This window comes from Amycolatopsis sp. NPDC023774 (genome assembly GCF_040639695.1).
Taxonomy (GTDB): Bacteria; Actinomycetota; Actinomycetes; order Mycobacteriales; family Pseudonocardiaceae; genus Amycolatopsis.
In genome coordinates this window covers 29,224-43,812 of the sequence record NZ_JBFAAJ010000044.1, presented here as the reverse complement: position 1 = coordinate 43,812, position 14,589 = coordinate 29,224, and the positions used below count along the sequence as shown (strand labels likewise).

Genomic DNA, 14,589 nt, shown 5'->3' with positions numbered 1-14,589 from the left:
CGTCGAGGCTGCGCAGGAAGCCTTGAGTGGTGCCGAGCATGTCGGCGGCCCGGCCCATGGTGTAACCGGGGTAGTGCTCGTCGTCGAACTTGTCGCGGATCCGCGGCGAGAGAGTGAATCCGGTCAGGTTGAGGCCCGAAGTTGCAGGCGCGGGGATCGCGTGTTGGGGATAGCACCCAAAGGTGCCCGGCTGCGGCCGCGGCGGTCAGCGGCCGGGCAACGCCACGCGGGTGCCGGCCAACTCGGCCAGCAGGTCGCCGTGCTCCTCGACGCGGTGCAGCACGTCGTCGGCGGTGAAGGTGAGCTCGGCCGTGGTGCGGCAGGCGCGGACCTCGTCCCAGGTGATCGGGGTCGAGGCGGTCGGGGTGTCGCGGCCACGCAGCGAGTACGGGGCGATGGTGGTCTTCGCGACGTGGTTCTGGCTCCAGTCGATGAACACTTTGTTGGCGCGCAGGTTCTTCGCCATCTTCGACACCACCAGCTCGGGCATTTCGGCGGCGAGCTGCTCGGCGATCGCCTTGGCGTAGGCGGAGGTGCGCCCGGGCTGGCGGGTGCGGACGCCGCAGCTGATCTGCAGGCCTTTCGACCCGCTGGTTTTCGGCAGCGGCGTGAGCCCGTCCGCGGTGAGGACTTCGAGCAGCCGTTCGGCGACGCGGGCGCACTCCACGACGGTGGCGCCCGGGCCCGGGTCCAGGCCGAATACGAGCCGGTCGGGAGATTGGCGTTTCGGTCCGGGGCCGATAGTCCACTGCGGTACGTGCAGCTCGAGGGCGGCGAGGTTGGCCGCCCACACCAGGCTGGGTACGTCCTCGATGAGCGGGTAGGTGATCGTGCGGGGGCCCTTGCCGCTGCGGGTGCCGGAGCTGGGCAGCGGGGCGGTGCGGACCCAGTCGGGGGCGCCGCGGGGGAGTTCTTTTTCGAAGAAGGCCTCACCTGTGGTGCCCTCAGGCCAGCGCACGAACGTGACCGGCTGGCCGCGCAGATGGGGCAGCAGGACCGGGGCGATGGTCGAGGAGTAGTGCACGACCTCGGCTTTGGTGTACCCGCTCGGATACAGGGGTTTGTCCAGGTTGGACAGCACCAGTTGGCGCTCGCCGACCTGCACGGTCAGCTTCTTCTCGGCCATCGGCCTCACCCGCCACCGCGGCCGGGCTGCTCGGGCACGAACACCTCGCGAGGTGTTTTGTCCGGGCGCCAGCCTCGCCACGCGGTGTGGCGCAGGCGGTGTTCGCCCGGGGTGAACTGGCGGTACACGACCTCCCCGACCAGGACCGGCTCGACCCAGTGCGCGCCGCGGGCCCGCTCGCGCGGCACCTCGTTCGCGAACGGGCTCGTCGACCAGGCCAGCGGGTCGAGCTTGGCCTGGGCGTCGAGCAAAGCCTGGTGAGTGAAGCCGGTGCCCACGTCAGCACGGTCACCTTCTACGACCCCCTTGACCGCGTCGTTGCGACGATCCGGCCGGACGGCACGTGGGAGAAGCAGGTCATCGGCGCCTGGCGGGGGGCTGCCTGGGACGCCAACGACACGGTGCTCGACGATCCCGGCCCGGACGCCGACATCGGCGGTGTCGTCGCCGCGTACCTCGCCGCCAACGGGCCGTGGAACGGCTGGCGCGACCAGCGCAGCGGCGCCGCCCCCGGGTCGGCGGAGGCGGAGGCCGTCGCGAACACCGACGCGCACGCCCGCACGCCGGGCACGACCTTCCCCGACCCGCTCGGGCGGGCGTTCCTCACCATCGAGCACGACCGGGTCGCCAGCATGGACACGTTCCTCGCTACCAGGACCGTCCTCGACGTCGAGGGCAACCAGCGGGAGATCATGGACGCGCGCGGCCGCCTCGTGATGCGGCACGACGTCGACATGCTCGCGACCCTGGTGCGCCGGTCGAGCATGGAGGCCGGCGAGCGGCACGACCTGCACGACGTCGCCGGGCAGGTCGTGATCGGCTGGGCGAGCCGTGGCTTCCGCCGCCGGATGACCTACGACGAGCTGCGGCGACTGGTCCGGGTGTTCGCGCAGGGCGGCGGGCTCGGGGGGAGGTCGTCGAGCAGGAGATCGAGTACGGCGACGACCAGCCGGCCGACGACCGCAACCTCCGCACCCGCGTGAGGAGTCAGCGCGACGGCGCCGGCGAGCTGACTAATCTCGGGTTCGACGCGCAGGGGAACCTGCGCGGCGCGCGGTGCGAACTCGCCGCCGAGTACGCGGTGACGCTCGACTGGTCGGGCGCGGTCCCGCTCACCGGCGAGACGTTCGTCGCGGAGAGCGAGTTCGACGCCCTGAACCGCCCGACTCTGATGCGCGCCCCCGACGGCGCGCGGATCCGGCGGGCGTACAACGAGGCGGGGCTGCTGGAGACCATCGACGCGACCCTGCCCGACGGCCGGGTCGTCGCGGTCCTCACGAACATCGACTATGACGCCCACGGCCGTCGCACCCGGTGCGACCACGGCAACGGGACGACGACCGCATACACCTACGACCCGCTTACCTTCCGACTGGACGCGCTGCGCACCGCGCGCGGCCCGGACCGGCTGCCGGACCTTGCCTACACCTACGATCCCGTCGGCAACATCACCCGCGTCACCGACGCCGCGCAGCAGCCGATCTTCTTCCGCAACCGGCTCGTCGATGCGAGCTGCGACTACACCTACGACGCGGTGTACCGGCTCGTCGAGGCCACGGGCCGCGAGCACCTCGGCCAGGTCGGTGAATACTTCACCCGTCTCCGCCAATTGGAGTAGTCGCTGCAATTGTCCGCGCGGGATGGCTGGTCGTCCCAAAGCGCCGAGGAGGGGCTGCCAGGCTCAGAGGCGTCCACCCTCCGTCCACATCCGCAGTTGATGCGCCAGTCGGACTTCGCCCGCGGAAGTGATCGTCGACGCACCCAGCGGTGGTCGACGCGCCCAGCGGTGGTCGCGACGTCACACCGGTCGGCGTTAGGAGGGCACCGCGACGATCGATTCTGGACTGGACTCAGCAGGCGTCGTGTGGTGACACGACCAGGGCGACGGCTTGCTTGGCCATCTCGATGTCGTCGGAGTTGGTCGCGACGTCGCCGCCTGGGGGCCGCGGTCGCCGGGACCAGCCCCACACGTTGTCACAGTTCAGGCGCTGCCAGGCCGTCTGATGTGTCGGCTCGATCATGAACCGCCCGGGCCTCCTGGCACGACATGCATCGCGACGGCTCGTCGATAATCGGCATCGGCTCTTGGCACGCCGCGCAGAAGTAGTCGCCGCTGGCAGCGCCGAGCAGACGCTCCTGGCCGCAAGAACTCCACCAGAGCACGGACATGCATCGGCGAGGTAACAACGCACTCGACCGCGTGGATGGGCGCCCAGGGCGAGTTCGCCCACACCAGAGCCACCATTGCACCCGCGAGCAGCCGCGCGCCCCCGTCGTCTTCCAGTGCGGCGCTGTACCTGACCTGGTCACGGGCTGGCCAGCTCCATCCAGGGCAAGCCCTCGTTTGGTCGCGTCGCCGTGAGCTCAAAAGCCCCACAGTTCGAACCTGCGGCACCCGCTTTACGAGAGCGCTGCCACCGGGTGACCGTGCCCTTCTGACCAGGCAGAACGTCGCTGCCGGGTCATCCAGGTAGGCCATTTCGGGTGCCATCGGGGCGGCGGGGTCGCTTGATGTCCTCAATACTGGTTGGCGTCAGGGACCGTTGGGTCGGCTGCGGTGATCGAGCCAGGGCTGGGCGGGATACCGCGGCGGCAGACCCGCCAGAACCCGAAGGTCGAGGTTTTCAGCGAGGATCTGGTCAATCGGCACCCAAATCAAACTTGCGGTGGGTATGTGAACATCGCCGAACATCCCACCTGTGAGGGCAAGCTGGTGAACTTCCAGGACGTGGACTGCACCCCCGTGATCGGAGCGAAACACGGTGTCAGGCTTGCGATCGCGGTCGCTGATCGCCATCTCGATAGCGTTGATGACGAGGTTGCTGCTCTGGTTGTTATTGATGGACCAGACCACGATCTTGCGGCTGAACGCGTCCAAGACCGCGCAGCAGTAGAAGGGGCAACGCCCATCGGCCTATTGCTATTGATGAACGACAGTGCCAGCGTCCTCCCTGCAGGGAGTCCGATCGCGCCGCCCAACCGTCGTGCCGTTCCGGACCGCGATGGAATTACGTAAGCGCAAATCGTCACCGTGCCCGGGGAGATGCCATGACTGAGACGTTGTCAGAGGACCTACGCTCGTTCGTCACCTTTGCTCTCGCCATGAAGCCGGCCATCCGCTTCCAGCGACAGCCGGACAACGCCGGACCAGCTCTGACAATGACCATATCAGCCGAAGCGTCCAGAGCCGATGCGGACGTGGACGTCGAGGCGAAGTTGGCCAGCCTCGAGCCGATCATGGAGAAATACCGGCCACTGCGGCCGTATCTTCAGTCGCTGATCGATTCCAGGGAATCGGCGACGACCTGCACGCCCATCACGACCTTCAAACCGGAGGTCGAGTATCGGCTGGTTCGCATATCCCAGGCGCAGTTTGAGGTCGCGAAGGAAGTCGCGTCAAAGTTGGATCTGATCCATGTTTTCCGTGAGACGGGCTATTCAGAGGAGGCCGGCCGAGAGTACGACAAGCTTCACGCATACCTGGCGGATCGCCGTCAGCTGCTGATCGGCGACTTCAAGGGCGTAACGTTCTCTGATGCGGTCGCCACGTACGGGTCAGACCGCCTCGCGGCCGCGGATGAGGACTGCAGCGGCCTGGTGATCTTCGTTGTGATCGAGATCTTCCTTGTCTGATGAACGGACCGGTAGGTGCTGTGGCGAGCGAACTAGACGTCCTCACTGAAGCCCTCGAACGGACGGCGGACGACTGGGAGTCCCTCAGAGCTGTGTTCTTGGACCACGCCGGAAGCGAATTTCTCACTGAATTCGTGGCCCGGGAGCTCCTCGCCGCCGCCGCAGACAGCGATCATATCGTCCGGCGCGGCGTTGGCCAGGGCAGCTTTACTTTCGTTGACACTCCGAACCTCGAGTACTCGGTCCGTGTCGTTGCGCCCTTTGGTCGCAGGCCGCGAACGGTGAAGTGGGTCGGGATGCCGCAGATGATCGCGGTGAAGGGTCCGGGCACGCTCACGGTCCGAACCCTGGCGGTGCCAACGCAGTGCGATATCGAACAATTCGTCGCGGGAGTGCAGATCCGCGAGTGCTCGGTGCGTGACGCCTGTGAGGGCGACGTTCTCGTAAACGAGAATCGGCACGAGGTTCTGGATATCTGCGAGGCGACCAGTCCGATGATCGCCCAGATTCTGACGTACCGCCGCGCGTCGCCGAACGTGGTCTGGACGTTCACTCCCGAGCTCGTTTCGCTTTACTGTGAGCAGTCCTCACTCGCGGCGTCGCGTTTCCGGAACGTCCTGCAGATCGCCCATACGGAGGGCGTCGCGGTGCCGGACGACATCTACGAACTCGCGTTGACGTCGCGTTCGCCTCAGGTAGCGCTGCTGGCGATCCAGTCCATGCTCGCGTCCGGACACCCGTACAGCTTTGCGGCGCTCCACTGCGCCGCCGAATCAGGTCAGCACGGTCTGCGAGAGGGCGCCAATTCCATTCTGGATCATCTTTTCTCGGGGGCAGGTGATCACATTGCCGATGGACATTGAGACGAGCGCGGGAGAGGATTCACTGTCGCTTGAAGAGTACGTACGAGCCATCGACGACGGCGGCTTCGACTTGACCCGGCACGAGGACTTGATCGCCTCCGCTCCCTTGCTTCAGAAGCTGGCGAACAACAAAACTTTTCTTATTGAACGCCTATTCTATGAACTGCGGAACCAGCTCCGATTCCAGGCCGGCAACCTGTACGCGCCGGAAGTTCTGCTGGTGCACTCGACCAGGGACTACTTCATCCGGGCGAACATCTGGAAGCCCATCTCGGCTGCCGAGGAGGCGATTCCCGGCTACCAGTATGACGTGTGCCACGACCACAACTTCGATATCCTGACCGTCGGCTACCTGGGCCTCGGCTACAGCTGCCGCTCGTATAGGTACGAGCGGACTGCATACGAGGGCCGCCTCGGGGAGGTGGTCGAGCTGGCCGACGAAGGCGTGTTCTCCCTGACCAAGGGTCGAGTAGCGCTTTACCGAGCCAAAGAGGACGTGCACATCCAGCTGCCACCGGGCCAGATTTCGGTCTCCCTCAACCTGATTCCGCGGGGACCAGTGCAGAACGAAATGCAGTTCCAGTTCGACGAGGGCTCGGGCATGATCTGCCGGTACCTCAATTTCAGCGGCCTGGAAGCCGCGGTCCGCATCGCGGACGTAATTCGGTCCCGCGAGTGCGCTGATGCGCTGGCGCGTATCGGGAACGGTCATCCCAGCGCCCGCGTACGAGCGCTGGCGCTCGCGGCCCAGATCCACATCGAGGACGACCGCGCCGATCAGATTCTGGTCGACGTCGCGGCCCACCAGTCCGAGATGGTAAAGCATCTGGTTGGCCTAGAGCTTGCCAGTTACGGATCAACAATGCGGTCGGTGGCCAGTTCCCCGACTGGAACCTAGTGGTCGCGCCCGTTACTTCGTCGGGGGTCGTCATGCTGGCGGCGGTCGTGGAGCGTGGCGATCATGACGGCCGATCCGTTCGAGCAGCCGGTTAAGGTCGTCGTGGGTGAACCTCCAGTCGAAGGGGATCGCGGCGGTGTTGTACCGGTGCTGGAAGGACAGGAGTCGTTCAGCGGCCTCGTCCTGGTCCTCGAAGTCGTCTGGTGTGAGGGCTTTTGGCCGGGTGCCCCACGCTCAGTCGGGCATCCGGCCAAAGTCGTTTCGAGCTTTGGGCGGCGCTCGGCTGGTCGGCGACCTGCGGTTCAGCTGCCTGTGCGACTATCTCGTCGGACAACTCGATTAGCAACCCGAGGAGGCTGCGCGCGACGTGGCACTCAGCCCGAGGGCGTCGACGTGCCGGTGGTTTCAGCCGCCGTCGTCTCGGACGATTCGGACGTCTCCGACGAGGGTTTGGCGGTCTTGGGAGGGATCTCCCTTTCGGTGTCGAGCGTCTCGTGCCGGCCGATTTTCGTCTGGCTCGCGAACATCTCGCAGGCGCTCTGGTCCCCACCGCACCTCAGCCGGCCGTTGGTGCCCTCGGGGAAGCGCACCATCGTGATCGGCCTCTGCCGGATATGGGGGAGCAGGAACGAGGCGATGCAGGTGTAGTAGCGCACGACCTCGCCTTTGGTGAAGCCGTTCGGGTAGAGCGGTTTGTCCAGGTTGGACAGTGCCATCCGGCGCTGCCCGACCTGCACGGTGACCTTCTGCTCGGCCATCGCCCTCACTTCCCGCTGCCGCGGCCGGGCTGCTCGGGGACAAGCGGTTCACCCGGCTCGCGGTCCGGTCGCCATCCTCTCCACGCGGTGTGCCGGAGCCGGTGTTCGCGTGGGGTGAACTGCCGGTAGACGACCTCGCCGACCAAGGCCGGTTCGACCCAGTGGGCGCCGCGGGCGCGGTCACGCGGCACCTCGTTCGCGAACGGGCTCCTCGCGCGCTCCATCGGCGCGAGCTTCTCCTGGGCGTCGAGCAGCGCCTGGTGGGTGAAGCCCGTGCCCACGTCGCCGATGTAGAGCAGGTCTCCGGTGTCGCGGTCGTGCGCGCCGAGCAGCAGCCCGCCAATGAGGCGTCCGCGGCGGCCCTGGCCCGGGCGCCAGCCGCCGATCACGACCTCGAGCGTCTGGATCAGCGGATGCTTCAACCATTCGGGGCTGCGCCGGCCCGGCCGGTACTTCGAGGTCCGCGCCTTACACACGAGGCCTTCGAGCCCGCTTGTGGCGGCGACGTCGAGCATGCCCCGCGGGGTCATCCCGGTGGCGGAGCGGTCGGCGTGGCTGTAGGAGGGGCTGATCGCGACGAGGTTCTTGTCGGGCGGCTCGATCTCCTCGAGGACTTTCCGGCGCTCGTCGTAGGAGGCATCGAGCAGGACGTCGTCGCCCAGCTGCAGGACGTCGAACACGAAGTAGGCGACCGTGTGGCCGCTGCTGTCGTGGTTCTGCAGCAGCCCGAAGTCCGGCCGGCCCGCGTCGTCGAGGGCGACGATCTCCCCGTCCAAGACCGCGTGCCGACCTCCGAGCGCGTCGGTGAGGGCGCCGGCGAGTTCGGGGTAGCGGCCGGTGAAGTCGTTGTTGTTGCGGCTGGTCAGCACCGTCGTGCCGTCCGCAGCGACCCGCATGATCGCGCGGTAGCCATCCCACTTGAACTCGTAGGCGTACTTCGGGTCGTCGCGCAACCGGCCGCCGTCCGCGGTGGCCAGCATCGGCTCGACGTAACCGGGCACCACCGACCGGTCACCCGGCACGCGCTTGGCCATCGGACCTCCCCGGCTCGCCGGTCGCCGGGCAGCCCGCACCCGGCGGCATCTGGCGCGAGCCTAACCCGGCAGTTCGGCTGCCGCCGGGGGATACGTGCAGGTCACCGGCCCTGACGGGTGGTTTCGCGGTCCGGCCGGGTGGGTACCGCCGCGCCTGGCCACCGGGGACCTTGACCCACTCCCCACCACCGGGACCCGCTGCCCGGCCCGCCGGCCTGCGCACGCCACGTCACGCAGCTGGAGGCGGCTCACCGGGGTCGGCACGGACGCTTGAGCCGATGCGCCATGCGCCTGATCGCCGGGCTGGTCACCCCGTAAAACGACAATAGTGTAGAAGTACTACATCGGTGTCGAAGAGCAGATCCCCCGGGGAAGGCGGTCTTCTGCATGAATCCGTTGAGCGCGGCGTCGTGGCTGTCGAGCCTTGGGGTGGCGGGGGTGTTCCTCGTCCTGTTCGCCGAAACCGGTCTGCTGGTCGGGTTCTTCCTGCCCGGTGACTCGTTGCTGTTCAGCGCGGGGCTGTTCTGCACGACCAGCGCCACGGCCACCGTCCACCTGTCCCTGCCGCTGGTGCTGGTGGCCGCGGTCGCGGGCGCGCTGCTCGGTGCGCAGACCGGGTTCGTGCTGGGCCGGCGCGGGGGCAGGGCGCTCCTGGCGCGCACGAGCAATGCGCATCTGCATCGCGGGATGAGCCGGGCCGAAGTGCTGTTCACCCGCTATGGCCATGCGAAGGCGATTGTCCTCGCCCGGTTCATTCCGGTTGTGCGCACCGTGCTGAATCCGCTCGCGGGCATCCTCGACGTCCCCGTGCGCACGTTTACCGTGTGGCAGGTGCTCGGCGGGCTGCTGTGGTCGATCGGCGTCACGGTCGCCGGGTATCTCCTGGGCGCCACGATCCCCGGGATCGACCAGTACCTGCTGCCGATTATCGCGCTCGTGGTGATCGTCTCGCTGATCCCGCTCGCGCTTGAAATTCTCGGGAGCCGCAAGCAGCGCCGCGGACCCGGCTCCTGATGTTCTCGTCCCTGGGCAAAGGAAAAGTGAGTTGAGCGCGATCGACCTCGGCCAGTCCGTGATCCTCGGGATCGTGGAAGGCCTGACCGAATTCCTGCCCGTGTCCTCGACCGGGCACCTGAAGATCGCCGAGGGGCTGCTCGGCGTCCCGGTCGACGATCAATCCGTGGTCGGGTTCACCGCGGTGATCCAGGTCGGTGCCATCGCCGCGGTGCTGGTGTATTTCTTCCGCGACATCGTGCGGTTCGCGGCGGCGTGGGGCCGCGGGTTGGTCAACGCCCGGGCGCGCCAAGAGCACGACTACAAGTTCGCGTGGTGGGTCATCCTCGCGACGTTGCCGATCGTCGTTGCGGGCTTGCTCTTCCAGTCGCTGGTGAAGGGCCCGCTCGCGTCGTTGTGGGTCGTCGCGGTGTCGCTCATCGTCGGCAGCGGGATCATGTGGGCCGCGGACCGGTTCGGGACCGGCAAACGCGGGGAGGCCGAGTCCACGTTCGCCGACGCGATGCTGGTCGGCTCGTCGCAGATCCTCGCCCTGCTCTTCCCGGGATTCTCCCGCTCCGGCGCCACGATCTCGACCGGCCTGCTCCGCGGCCTGGACCGGGTCACCGCCACGCGACTGTCGTTCTTCCTGTCGATCCCGGCGCTGACCGGAGCCGGCCTGTACGAGCTGAAGGACGCGCTGGGCGGCGGCCTCGACGTGCTGCCGCTCGTGGTCGGGACGATCGTGTCGTTCGTCGTGGCGTACGCGGCGATCGCGTGGCTGCTGAAGTTCGTGGCGGCGCACACGTTCACCGCCTTCGTGATCTACCGCCTCGTCGTGGGGGTCGTGCTGCTGGCCACGCTGGCCTCGGGCGTAATGGCCGCCTGATCGGAGCCGGACCGCAGTAAACCTTTCGCGGCAAGGGCTGTGGTCGGCCTCGCGCCCACCTGCGGCCCTGCGGCGGGGCGCGGTGTCGGCGACGCGGTGGAGCCACGCAGGTCGTGCCGACGATCTTGCGGTTGCTGCACCTCGACCCGCGGTCGCTCGCCGCGGTGCGCGCGGAAGGCACCCGCGTGCTGTCGCAACTCGCCCGGTAGCGGGGCCGGCGCCGGCACCGCGGTGCGGGCGCGGTACACCGGACGAAACAGGCGCCGCCGCGCCCGGAGGACCCGACCGACTACATGCATGTAGATTTACTACATTCCTGTAGAACATTTCGACGGCGACCGCGTGGTGATCGTGTCCGCGCGGGTCGGCGCCGGGCACGACGGTGCGGCGCGGGAGCTCGCCCGGTGGCTGGCCGAGCGCGGGGTGCGCGCCGACCGCGTCGACTTTCTCGACCTGCTGCCGGGCCGGCTCGGGCAGACGCTGTGCGGCGCCTACCACCGGCAGTTGCAGGTCGCCCCGCGCAGCTGGGACTGGCTGCTGGGGGCACTCGGCTCACCGGCGCTCGCGGCGCCAGCCCGGCGGCTCGCGGCGCTCGCGTCCGCCGGGCTGGCTGAGGTGGTGGGCGACGACGCCCGGCTGGTCGTGTCGACCTACCCGCTCGCGACCCACGCGGCGGCGCACCTGCGGGTGCGCGGGCGGCTCGCGGCGGGGCTGGTGGCGTACCTGACGGATCCGTCGGTGCATCGCCTGTGCGTCAGCGCGCAGGCCGATCTGACCGTGGCACCCAACGAGACCGCGGCACGGCAGGCGCGAGCCTGGGGCGCGGGGCGGGTGCTGGTCGCGCCGCCGCTGGTCGCGCCCGCGTTCCGGCCGGTGGCCGGAGCGGCCGAGCGGACGCGGCTGAGGTTCGCGCACGGGCTGCCCGCGGATCGAGCGCTGGCCTTGGTCGTCTCGGGGTCCTGGGGCGTCGGTGAGGTCGAACGGACGGTGGCCGACCTGCGCGCCGACGGTTCGGCCGAGCCCGTGGTCGTCTGCGGCCGCAACAACGCGTTGCGCGAACGCCTGCGTAACGCGGGGCTCCGGCACGTGTTCGGCTGGGTGGACCCGATGGCGGACCTGATGCGCGCGTGCGACCTCGTGGTCCAGAACGCGGGCGGGCTCACGACCTCCGAAGCCCTCGCGACGGGGCTGCCGGTACTGACCTACCGCTGCTTGCCCGGCCACGGCCGCGCCAACGCCGCCGTGCTGGACCAGGAGGGCACCGTGCCGTGGGTCCGGACACCTGACGCGCTCGGCCCGGCCTTGCGTGCCGCGCTCGCCCGCGAAGCCGCGCCGGCCCTGCCGATCGAGGTGGCCGGGTGATCCGCGTCGCGGCGGCGGGTGCGCTCGCGGCGCACGCCGCCCCGGCCGCGTTGTTCCTGCCGCAACTGCGTCCCGACGCGTTCGCCGGGGTGGGCGACCCCGGCCACGTCGCGCTCACCTTCGACGACGGCCCGCACCGGCGCTCGACCCCGCATTTCCTGGCCCTGCTGGCGAAAACCGGCACGCGGGCGACGTTTTTCGTCCTCGGGCGGGAGCTCGCCCGGTGCCCGGAGCTCGGGCGCGAGATCGTCGCCGCCGGGCACGAGCTCGCGGTGCACGGCTGGGACCACCGCTGTTTCCTGCGCCGCTTCCCGGCGGCTCTGCACGACGACCTCGCGCGGACGGTCGAGCTGATCACCGACGTCGCCGGGGTCGGGCCACGGTGGCTGCGCGCGCCCTACGGGGTGTTCTCGGCCGGTTCTCTGGTCGCGGCGCGGAAGCTGGGCCTGCGGCCCGTGCTGTGGACGGCCTGGGGGTTCGACTGGGCCGCCCGCGCGACTCCGGCGTCGGTGGCCGAGACAGTCCACAAGGGACTTCGCCCCGGTGGCACGATCCTGCTGCACGACTCGGACGTCGCTGCCTCCACCGTCGGTTCGTGGCGCTCAGCGCTCGGCGCACTCCCGGCGATCCTGGCCGGCTGCGCGGAACGCGGTCTCGCCGTGGGACCGCTGCGTGAGCACGGAGTGGGACGCGCACGAGGCCTGCTGGGCAGCTTCGATGTCGGAGTGCAATGCGATCGCGGCCTGCGCCCCGGCGCCGGCGGACCAGCCGCAGCAGCCGAGTACCACGGCGACCGCGCTCGCGGTCAGTACGCCGCGCCGGCGCGGAGGTGACGCGGGGGTGTCGAGCAGCGCGCGCACCCGCTGCGGCACCGGCCCTCCTCCGGCGGCGAGCGCGTACGAGCCGCGGCCGCGGTCGACCAGCGCGGCCTTGGCCACCGCCGTCGCGACCAGGCGCCGGTCACCGACTCCGGACGCGGCGGTCTCGTCGGCCCAGCGCTCCATCGCGAACCTCGCGGCCGTCGTCAGGGGGCGCACGAGAGGGTTGAGCGCCGTGGCGAGAACGCCGACCGCGGCGTAGCCAGGGTGGCGCAGCCGCAGGTGCGCCCGCTCGTGCTGCAGGAGAGCAGCCCGTTCGCCGGGTTCGAGCGCGGCGAGCATCCCGGCGGACACGGCGATGCGGCCGCCCCGGCCGGCGATGGCGAAGGCCACGGGCTCCGCGCCCGGCAGGATCACCACGCCGCCTTCGCGGGAATGCTCGTCCAGCTCGGCGTGCACCCGCCGGTACCACCGCCAGTGGCTGTGGATCGCGCGCACGGCCGCGAACGCCGCGGCGATCAGCAGCGCGCAGCAGGCGATGGCCACCGGCGTCGGCACGGTGGCGGTGAACGTCGCTGGGGAGAAGTCGCCGAGCGCGGCGACCGCCGGCACCAGCGACAGGCCGGCGAGCGCACCCACGGCCAACGCGCCGGTGCTGCCCACGGCGAACACCAGCGCGAGAAACGTCAGCAGCTGTGTCGCACCACGAGGTGACAAGCGCGGCGCGAGCCAGCGCCCCACCGGCCACGACGCTGCCGGCAGGACGAGCGGAACGAGCAGGCCGGTGCCCACGGTCTCAGTCGCCTTTGCGGTCGTGCTGGAGCAGCTGCAACAGCGCCTGCTCGTCGTCGGCCGACAGGTTCGACACGAACCGGGCCAGCACGCTCTCGCGGTTGGACTCCCCGTCGAGCACCGCGCGCATCCGCCGCGCCGCCAGGCCCGGCGCGTCTTCCGCCGGGCTGTAGACGAACATGCGGCCGCGCTTCTCCCGCGTGACGACGTCCTTCTCGTAGAGCCGGGACAGGATCGTCACGACGGTGGTGTAGGCGAGCGTGTCGTCGCCGAGCCGTTGCCGCACGTCCGCCGCGGAGGCCGCCCCGTGCTGCCAGAGCACGGCCAGCACCTCGGCCTCGAGCTCACCAGGTCCCCTGCGCATGACGCGAATCTACACCGGTGTCGTAGTTCACGGTGCCTTCGACGGCGTCGAGCGGAGCGACGTGGCGAAGAAGTCACGCTGGTCGGCCTGCAGGTAGCGGGTGAGGTTGCCGGGCATGGTGGGCAGGAGCTTGCCGATTCCCGGTGCGTCGGGCCGGTAGCTGTCGAACGTGACCATCGGCGAGTGGATGTCGAGCTCCATGCCCTGCTGGATTCCGGCCTCAGGGATGTCTCGTAATTGGTGTTGTGGTTGGTGGGGTTTGGTGTTGTGGATCAGTCGGTGAGGAGGATGTTGTGCAGGTGGGCGATGCCGGACACGGTGTCGTTGAGTGTGCGGGCGGCGCGGCGGTAGTCGCGCAGGATTTTCCAGCATTTCATCCGTGCCAGGGCGTGTTCGACGCGGGCACGGATTTTGCGATGGCCGGCGTTGAGGTCTTCCTGCCAGTCGGGCAGATCATGGCCGTCGCGGGGTTGGCGGTAGGGCATGATCACGGCCGGGTTGCCTTGGTAGCCGCCGTCGGCCATCACCGGGCGCCCCGCCAACTCCTGCTCGATGCCGGAGTCGCGGTAGACGGTGCAGTCGTTGCGGTTGCCCGGGTGTGCGTCGCCGGTGGCGATGACCAGCCGGGTGTCGGCGTCGATCGCGATCTGCACATTCGCCGAGTACCGGTAGTTCTTCGACGGTGCCGCCAGCCGGTGATCCCGCGTGGGCACCAGGGTGCCGTCCACGATCGCGACCGCGTCGATCCGGCGTGTGCGGACCGGGGCCAGCGCCAGCAGTGGACCGATCGTGTCGCTTCCCCCGGTGGGCTGCGGAATGCGACACCCCGAACAACGGTCCGATCTGGCGCATCGTCAGGTTCGTCCGCCAGTACGTCGCGACCAGCAGCACACGGTCTGCCAGCGGCAACGCCCACTGCCGACCAGGGCGGCCGTGGGCGATCTCGTCTCCACCCCGCTTCCCGACCAGCCGCACCAGCTTGCGGAACTGACCCGGCTCCAGCCCGGTGAACGGGGCAATCCACTCCGGCCGCGACGCTGTGATCACCTGCACCACACC

At 69.2% G+C, this 14,589-nt stretch carries 16 protein-coding genes and 3 pseudogenes; 9 read left to right on the top strand and 10 right to left on the bottom strand.

The window, feature by feature from the left end; translation table 11 throughout:
• Positions 1 to 205 precede the first annotated feature (205 nt).
• Positions 206 to 1,126: a non-homologous end-joining DNA ligase gene (gene ligD / locus AB0F91_RS42945; protein ID WP_360607569.1), complete on the bottom strand. Its 921-nt coding sequence runs from the start codon at positions 1,124 to 1,126 to the stop codon at positions 206 to 208.
• Positions 1,127 to 1,131: 5 nt separating this feature from the next.
• The gene (locus AB0F91_RS42940; protein ID WP_360607567.1) at positions 1,132 to 1,404 is read right to left on the bottom strand and encodes a hypothetical protein; all 273 of its coding nucleotides are present in this window, start codon (positions 1,402 to 1,404) and stop codon (positions 1,132 to 1,134) included.
• On the opposite strand from AB0F91_RS42940, the gene AB0F91_RS42935 reads away from it, so the two are divergent.
• Together AB0F91_RS42935 and AB0F91_RS42930 are read left to right on the top strand one after the other, a co-directional pair.
• Positions 1,384 to 2,109, top strand: a complete 726-nt coding sequence (locus AB0F91_RS42935; protein WP_360607565.1) for a hypothetical protein — start codon at positions 1,384 to 1,386, stop codon at positions 2,107 to 2,109. The two genes, AB0F91_RS42940 and AB0F91_RS42935, sit on opposite strands and share 21 nt — an antisense overlap.
• Positions 2,106 to 2,744: a hypothetical protein gene (locus AB0F91_RS42930; protein ID WP_360607563.1), complete on the top strand. Its 639-nt coding sequence runs from the start codon at positions 2,106 to 2,108 to the stop codon at positions 2,742 to 2,744. Before AB0F91_RS42935 ends, AB0F91_RS42930 begins: the two co-directional genes overlap by 4 nt.
• A gap of 232 nt (positions 2,745 to 2,976) precedes the next feature.
• Here AB0F91_RS42930 and AB0F91_RS42925 read toward each other — a convergent pair whose 3' ends face one another.
• On the bottom strand, positions 2,977 to 3,147 hold the full coding sequence (locus AB0F91_RS42925) for a hypothetical protein (protein WP_360607561.1): 171 nt from the start codon (positions 3,145 to 3,147) through the stop codon (positions 2,977 to 2,979).
• 512 nt (positions 3,148 to 3,659) lie between these two features.
• A pseudogene (locus tag AB0F91_RS42920) lies at positions 3,660 to 4,019 on the bottom strand (DDE-type integrase/transposase/recombinase); the annotation flags it as partial.
• Positions 4,020 to 4,174: 155 nt separating this feature from the next.
• Between AB0F91_RS42920 and AB0F91_RS42915 the strand changes: the two are divergent.
• The 3 genes from AB0F91_RS42915 (at position 4,175) to AB0F91_RS42905 (ending at position 6,520) form a co-directional block, all read left to right on the top strand.
• Complete coding sequence (locus AB0F91_RS42915) at positions 4,175 to 4,759, top strand: hypothetical protein (protein WP_360607559.1); 585 nt, start codon at positions 4,175 to 4,177, stop codon at positions 4,757 to 4,759.
• Between the two features lie 98 nt (positions 4,760 to 4,857).
• Entirely contained in the window at positions 4,858 to 5,622 is a 765-nt protein-coding gene (locus AB0F91_RS42910) for a hypothetical protein (RefSeq protein WP_360607557.1), read from the top strand.
• Positions 5,612 to 6,520: a hypothetical protein gene (locus tag AB0F91_RS42905; RefSeq protein WP_360607555.1), complete on the top strand. Its 909-nt coding sequence runs from the start codon at positions 5,612 to 5,614 to the stop codon at positions 6,518 to 6,520. The genes AB0F91_RS42910 and AB0F91_RS42905 overlap by 11 nt, the downstream gene beginning before the upstream one ends.
• A gap of 374 nt (positions 6,521 to 6,894) precedes the next feature.
• On the opposite strand, the gene AB0F91_RS42900 is transcribed toward AB0F91_RS42905, so the two are convergent.
• Both AB0F91_RS42900 and ligD (AB0F91_RS42895) read right to left on the bottom strand, forming a co-directional pair.
• Positions 6,895 to 7,278, bottom strand: coding sequence for a hypothetical protein (locus tag AB0F91_RS42900; RefSeq protein WP_360607553.1), 384 nt, complete (start codon positions 7,276 to 7,278; stop codon positions 6,895 to 6,897).
• A gap of 5 nt (positions 7,279 to 7,283) precedes the next feature.
• Positions 7,284 to 8,312: a non-homologous end-joining DNA ligase gene (ligD, locus tag AB0F91_RS42895; protein ID WP_360607551.1), complete on the bottom strand. Its 1,029-nt coding sequence runs from the start codon at positions 8,310 to 8,312 to the stop codon at positions 7,284 to 7,286.
• 387 nt (positions 8,313 to 8,699) lie between these two features.
• Between ligD (AB0F91_RS42895) and AB0F91_RS42890 the strand changes: the two genes are divergently transcribed.
• The 4 genes and pseudogenes from AB0F91_RS42890 to AB0F91_RS42875 all read left to right on the top strand — a co-directional run.
• Positions 8,700 to 9,326, top strand: a complete 627-nt coding sequence (locus AB0F91_RS42890) for a DedA family protein (protein ID WP_360607549.1) — start codon at positions 8,700 to 8,702, stop codon at positions 9,324 to 9,326.
• 31 nt (positions 9,327 to 9,357) lie between these two features.
• A complete protein-coding gene (locus tag AB0F91_RS42885) occupies positions 9,358 to 10,194 on the top strand; it encodes an undecaprenyl-diphosphate phosphatase (RefSeq protein WP_360607547.1) in 837 nt (278 codons plus the stop codon).
• A gap of 342 nt (positions 10,195 to 10,536) precedes the next feature.
• Complete coding sequence (locus AB0F91_RS42880; protein WP_360607545.1) at positions 10,537 to 11,556, top strand: hypothetical protein; 1,020 nt, start codon at positions 10,537 to 10,539, stop codon at positions 11,554 to 11,556.
• Positions 11,553 to 11,999, top strand: a pseudogene (locus AB0F91_RS42875) (polysaccharide deacetylase family protein); the annotation flags it as partial. The gene AB0F91_RS42880 and the pseudogene AB0F91_RS42875, both read left to right, overlap by 4 nt.
• 159 nt (positions 12,000 to 12,158) lie before the next feature.
• Here AB0F91_RS42875 and AB0F91_RS42870 read toward each other — a convergent pair.
• The 4 genes and pseudogenes from AB0F91_RS42870 to AB0F91_RS42855 all read right to left on the bottom strand — a co-directional run bounded on the left by AB0F91_RS42870 (position 12,159) and on the right by AB0F91_RS42855 (position 14,583).
• The gene (locus tag AB0F91_RS42870) at positions 12,159 to 13,166 is read right to left on the bottom strand and encodes a M56 family metallopeptidase (protein ID WP_360607543.1); all 1,008 of its coding nucleotides are present in this window, start codon (positions 13,164 to 13,166) and stop codon (positions 12,159 to 12,161) included.
• 4 nt (positions 13,167 to 13,170) lie between these two features.
• Positions 13,171 to 13,530, bottom strand: coding sequence for a BlaI/MecI/CopY family transcriptional regulator (locus AB0F91_RS42865; RefSeq protein WP_360607541.1), 360 nt, complete (start codon positions 13,528 to 13,530; stop codon positions 13,171 to 13,173).
• A gap of 27 nt (positions 13,531 to 13,557) precedes the next feature.
• On the bottom strand, positions 13,558 to 13,731 hold the full coding sequence (locus AB0F91_RS42860; protein WP_360607539.1) for a hypothetical protein: 174 nt from the start codon (positions 13,729 to 13,731) through the stop codon (positions 13,558 to 13,560).
• A gap of 71 nt (positions 13,732 to 13,802) precedes the next feature.
• Positions 13,803 to 14,583: pseudogene (locus AB0F91_RS42855) on the bottom strand (transposase family protein).
• Positions 14,584 to 14,589: the final 6 nt, after the last annotated feature.

What these genes read in the sequence shown, in the direction of transcription:
- ligD (WP_360607569.1), bottom strand. Translation starts at nt 1,126, where the DNA reads ATGGCCGAGAAGAAGCTGACCGTGCAGGTCGGCGAGCGCCAACTGGTG.
- AB0F91_RS42925 (WP_360607561.1), bottom strand. Translation starts at nt 3,147, where the DNA reads ATGATCGAGCCGACACATCAGACGGCCTGGCAGCGCCTGAACTGTGAC.
- AB0F91_RS42915 (WP_360607559.1), top strand. Translation starts at nt 4,175, where the DNA reads ATGACTGAGACGTTGTCAGAGGACCTACGCTCGTTCGTCACCTTTGCT.
- AB0F91_RS42905 (WP_360607555.1), top strand. Translation starts at nt 5,612, where the DNA reads ATGGACATTGAGACGAGCGCGGGAGAGGATTCACTGTCGCTTGAAGAG.
- AB0F91_RS42900 (WP_360607553.1), bottom strand. Translation starts at nt 7,278, where the DNA reads ATGGCCGAGCAGAAGGTCACCGTGCAGGTCGGGCAGCGCCGGATGGCA.
- ligD (WP_360607551.1), bottom strand. Translation starts at nt 8,312, where the DNA reads ATGGCCAAGCGCGTGCCGGGTGACCGGTCGGTGGTGCCCGGTTACGTC.
- AB0F91_RS42890 (WP_360607549.1), top strand. Translation starts at nt 8,700, where the DNA reads ATGAATCCGTTGAGCGCGGCGTCGTGGCTGTCGAGCCTTGGGGTGGCG.
- AB0F91_RS42865 (WP_360607541.1), bottom strand. Translation starts at nt 13,530, where the DNA reads ATGCGCAGGGGACCTGGTGAGCTCGAGGCCGAGGTGCTGGCCGTGCTC.
- AB0F91_RS42860 (WP_360607539.1), bottom strand. Translation starts at nt 13,731, where the DNA reads ATGGAGCTCGACATCCACTCGCCGATGGTCACGTTCGACAGCTACCGG.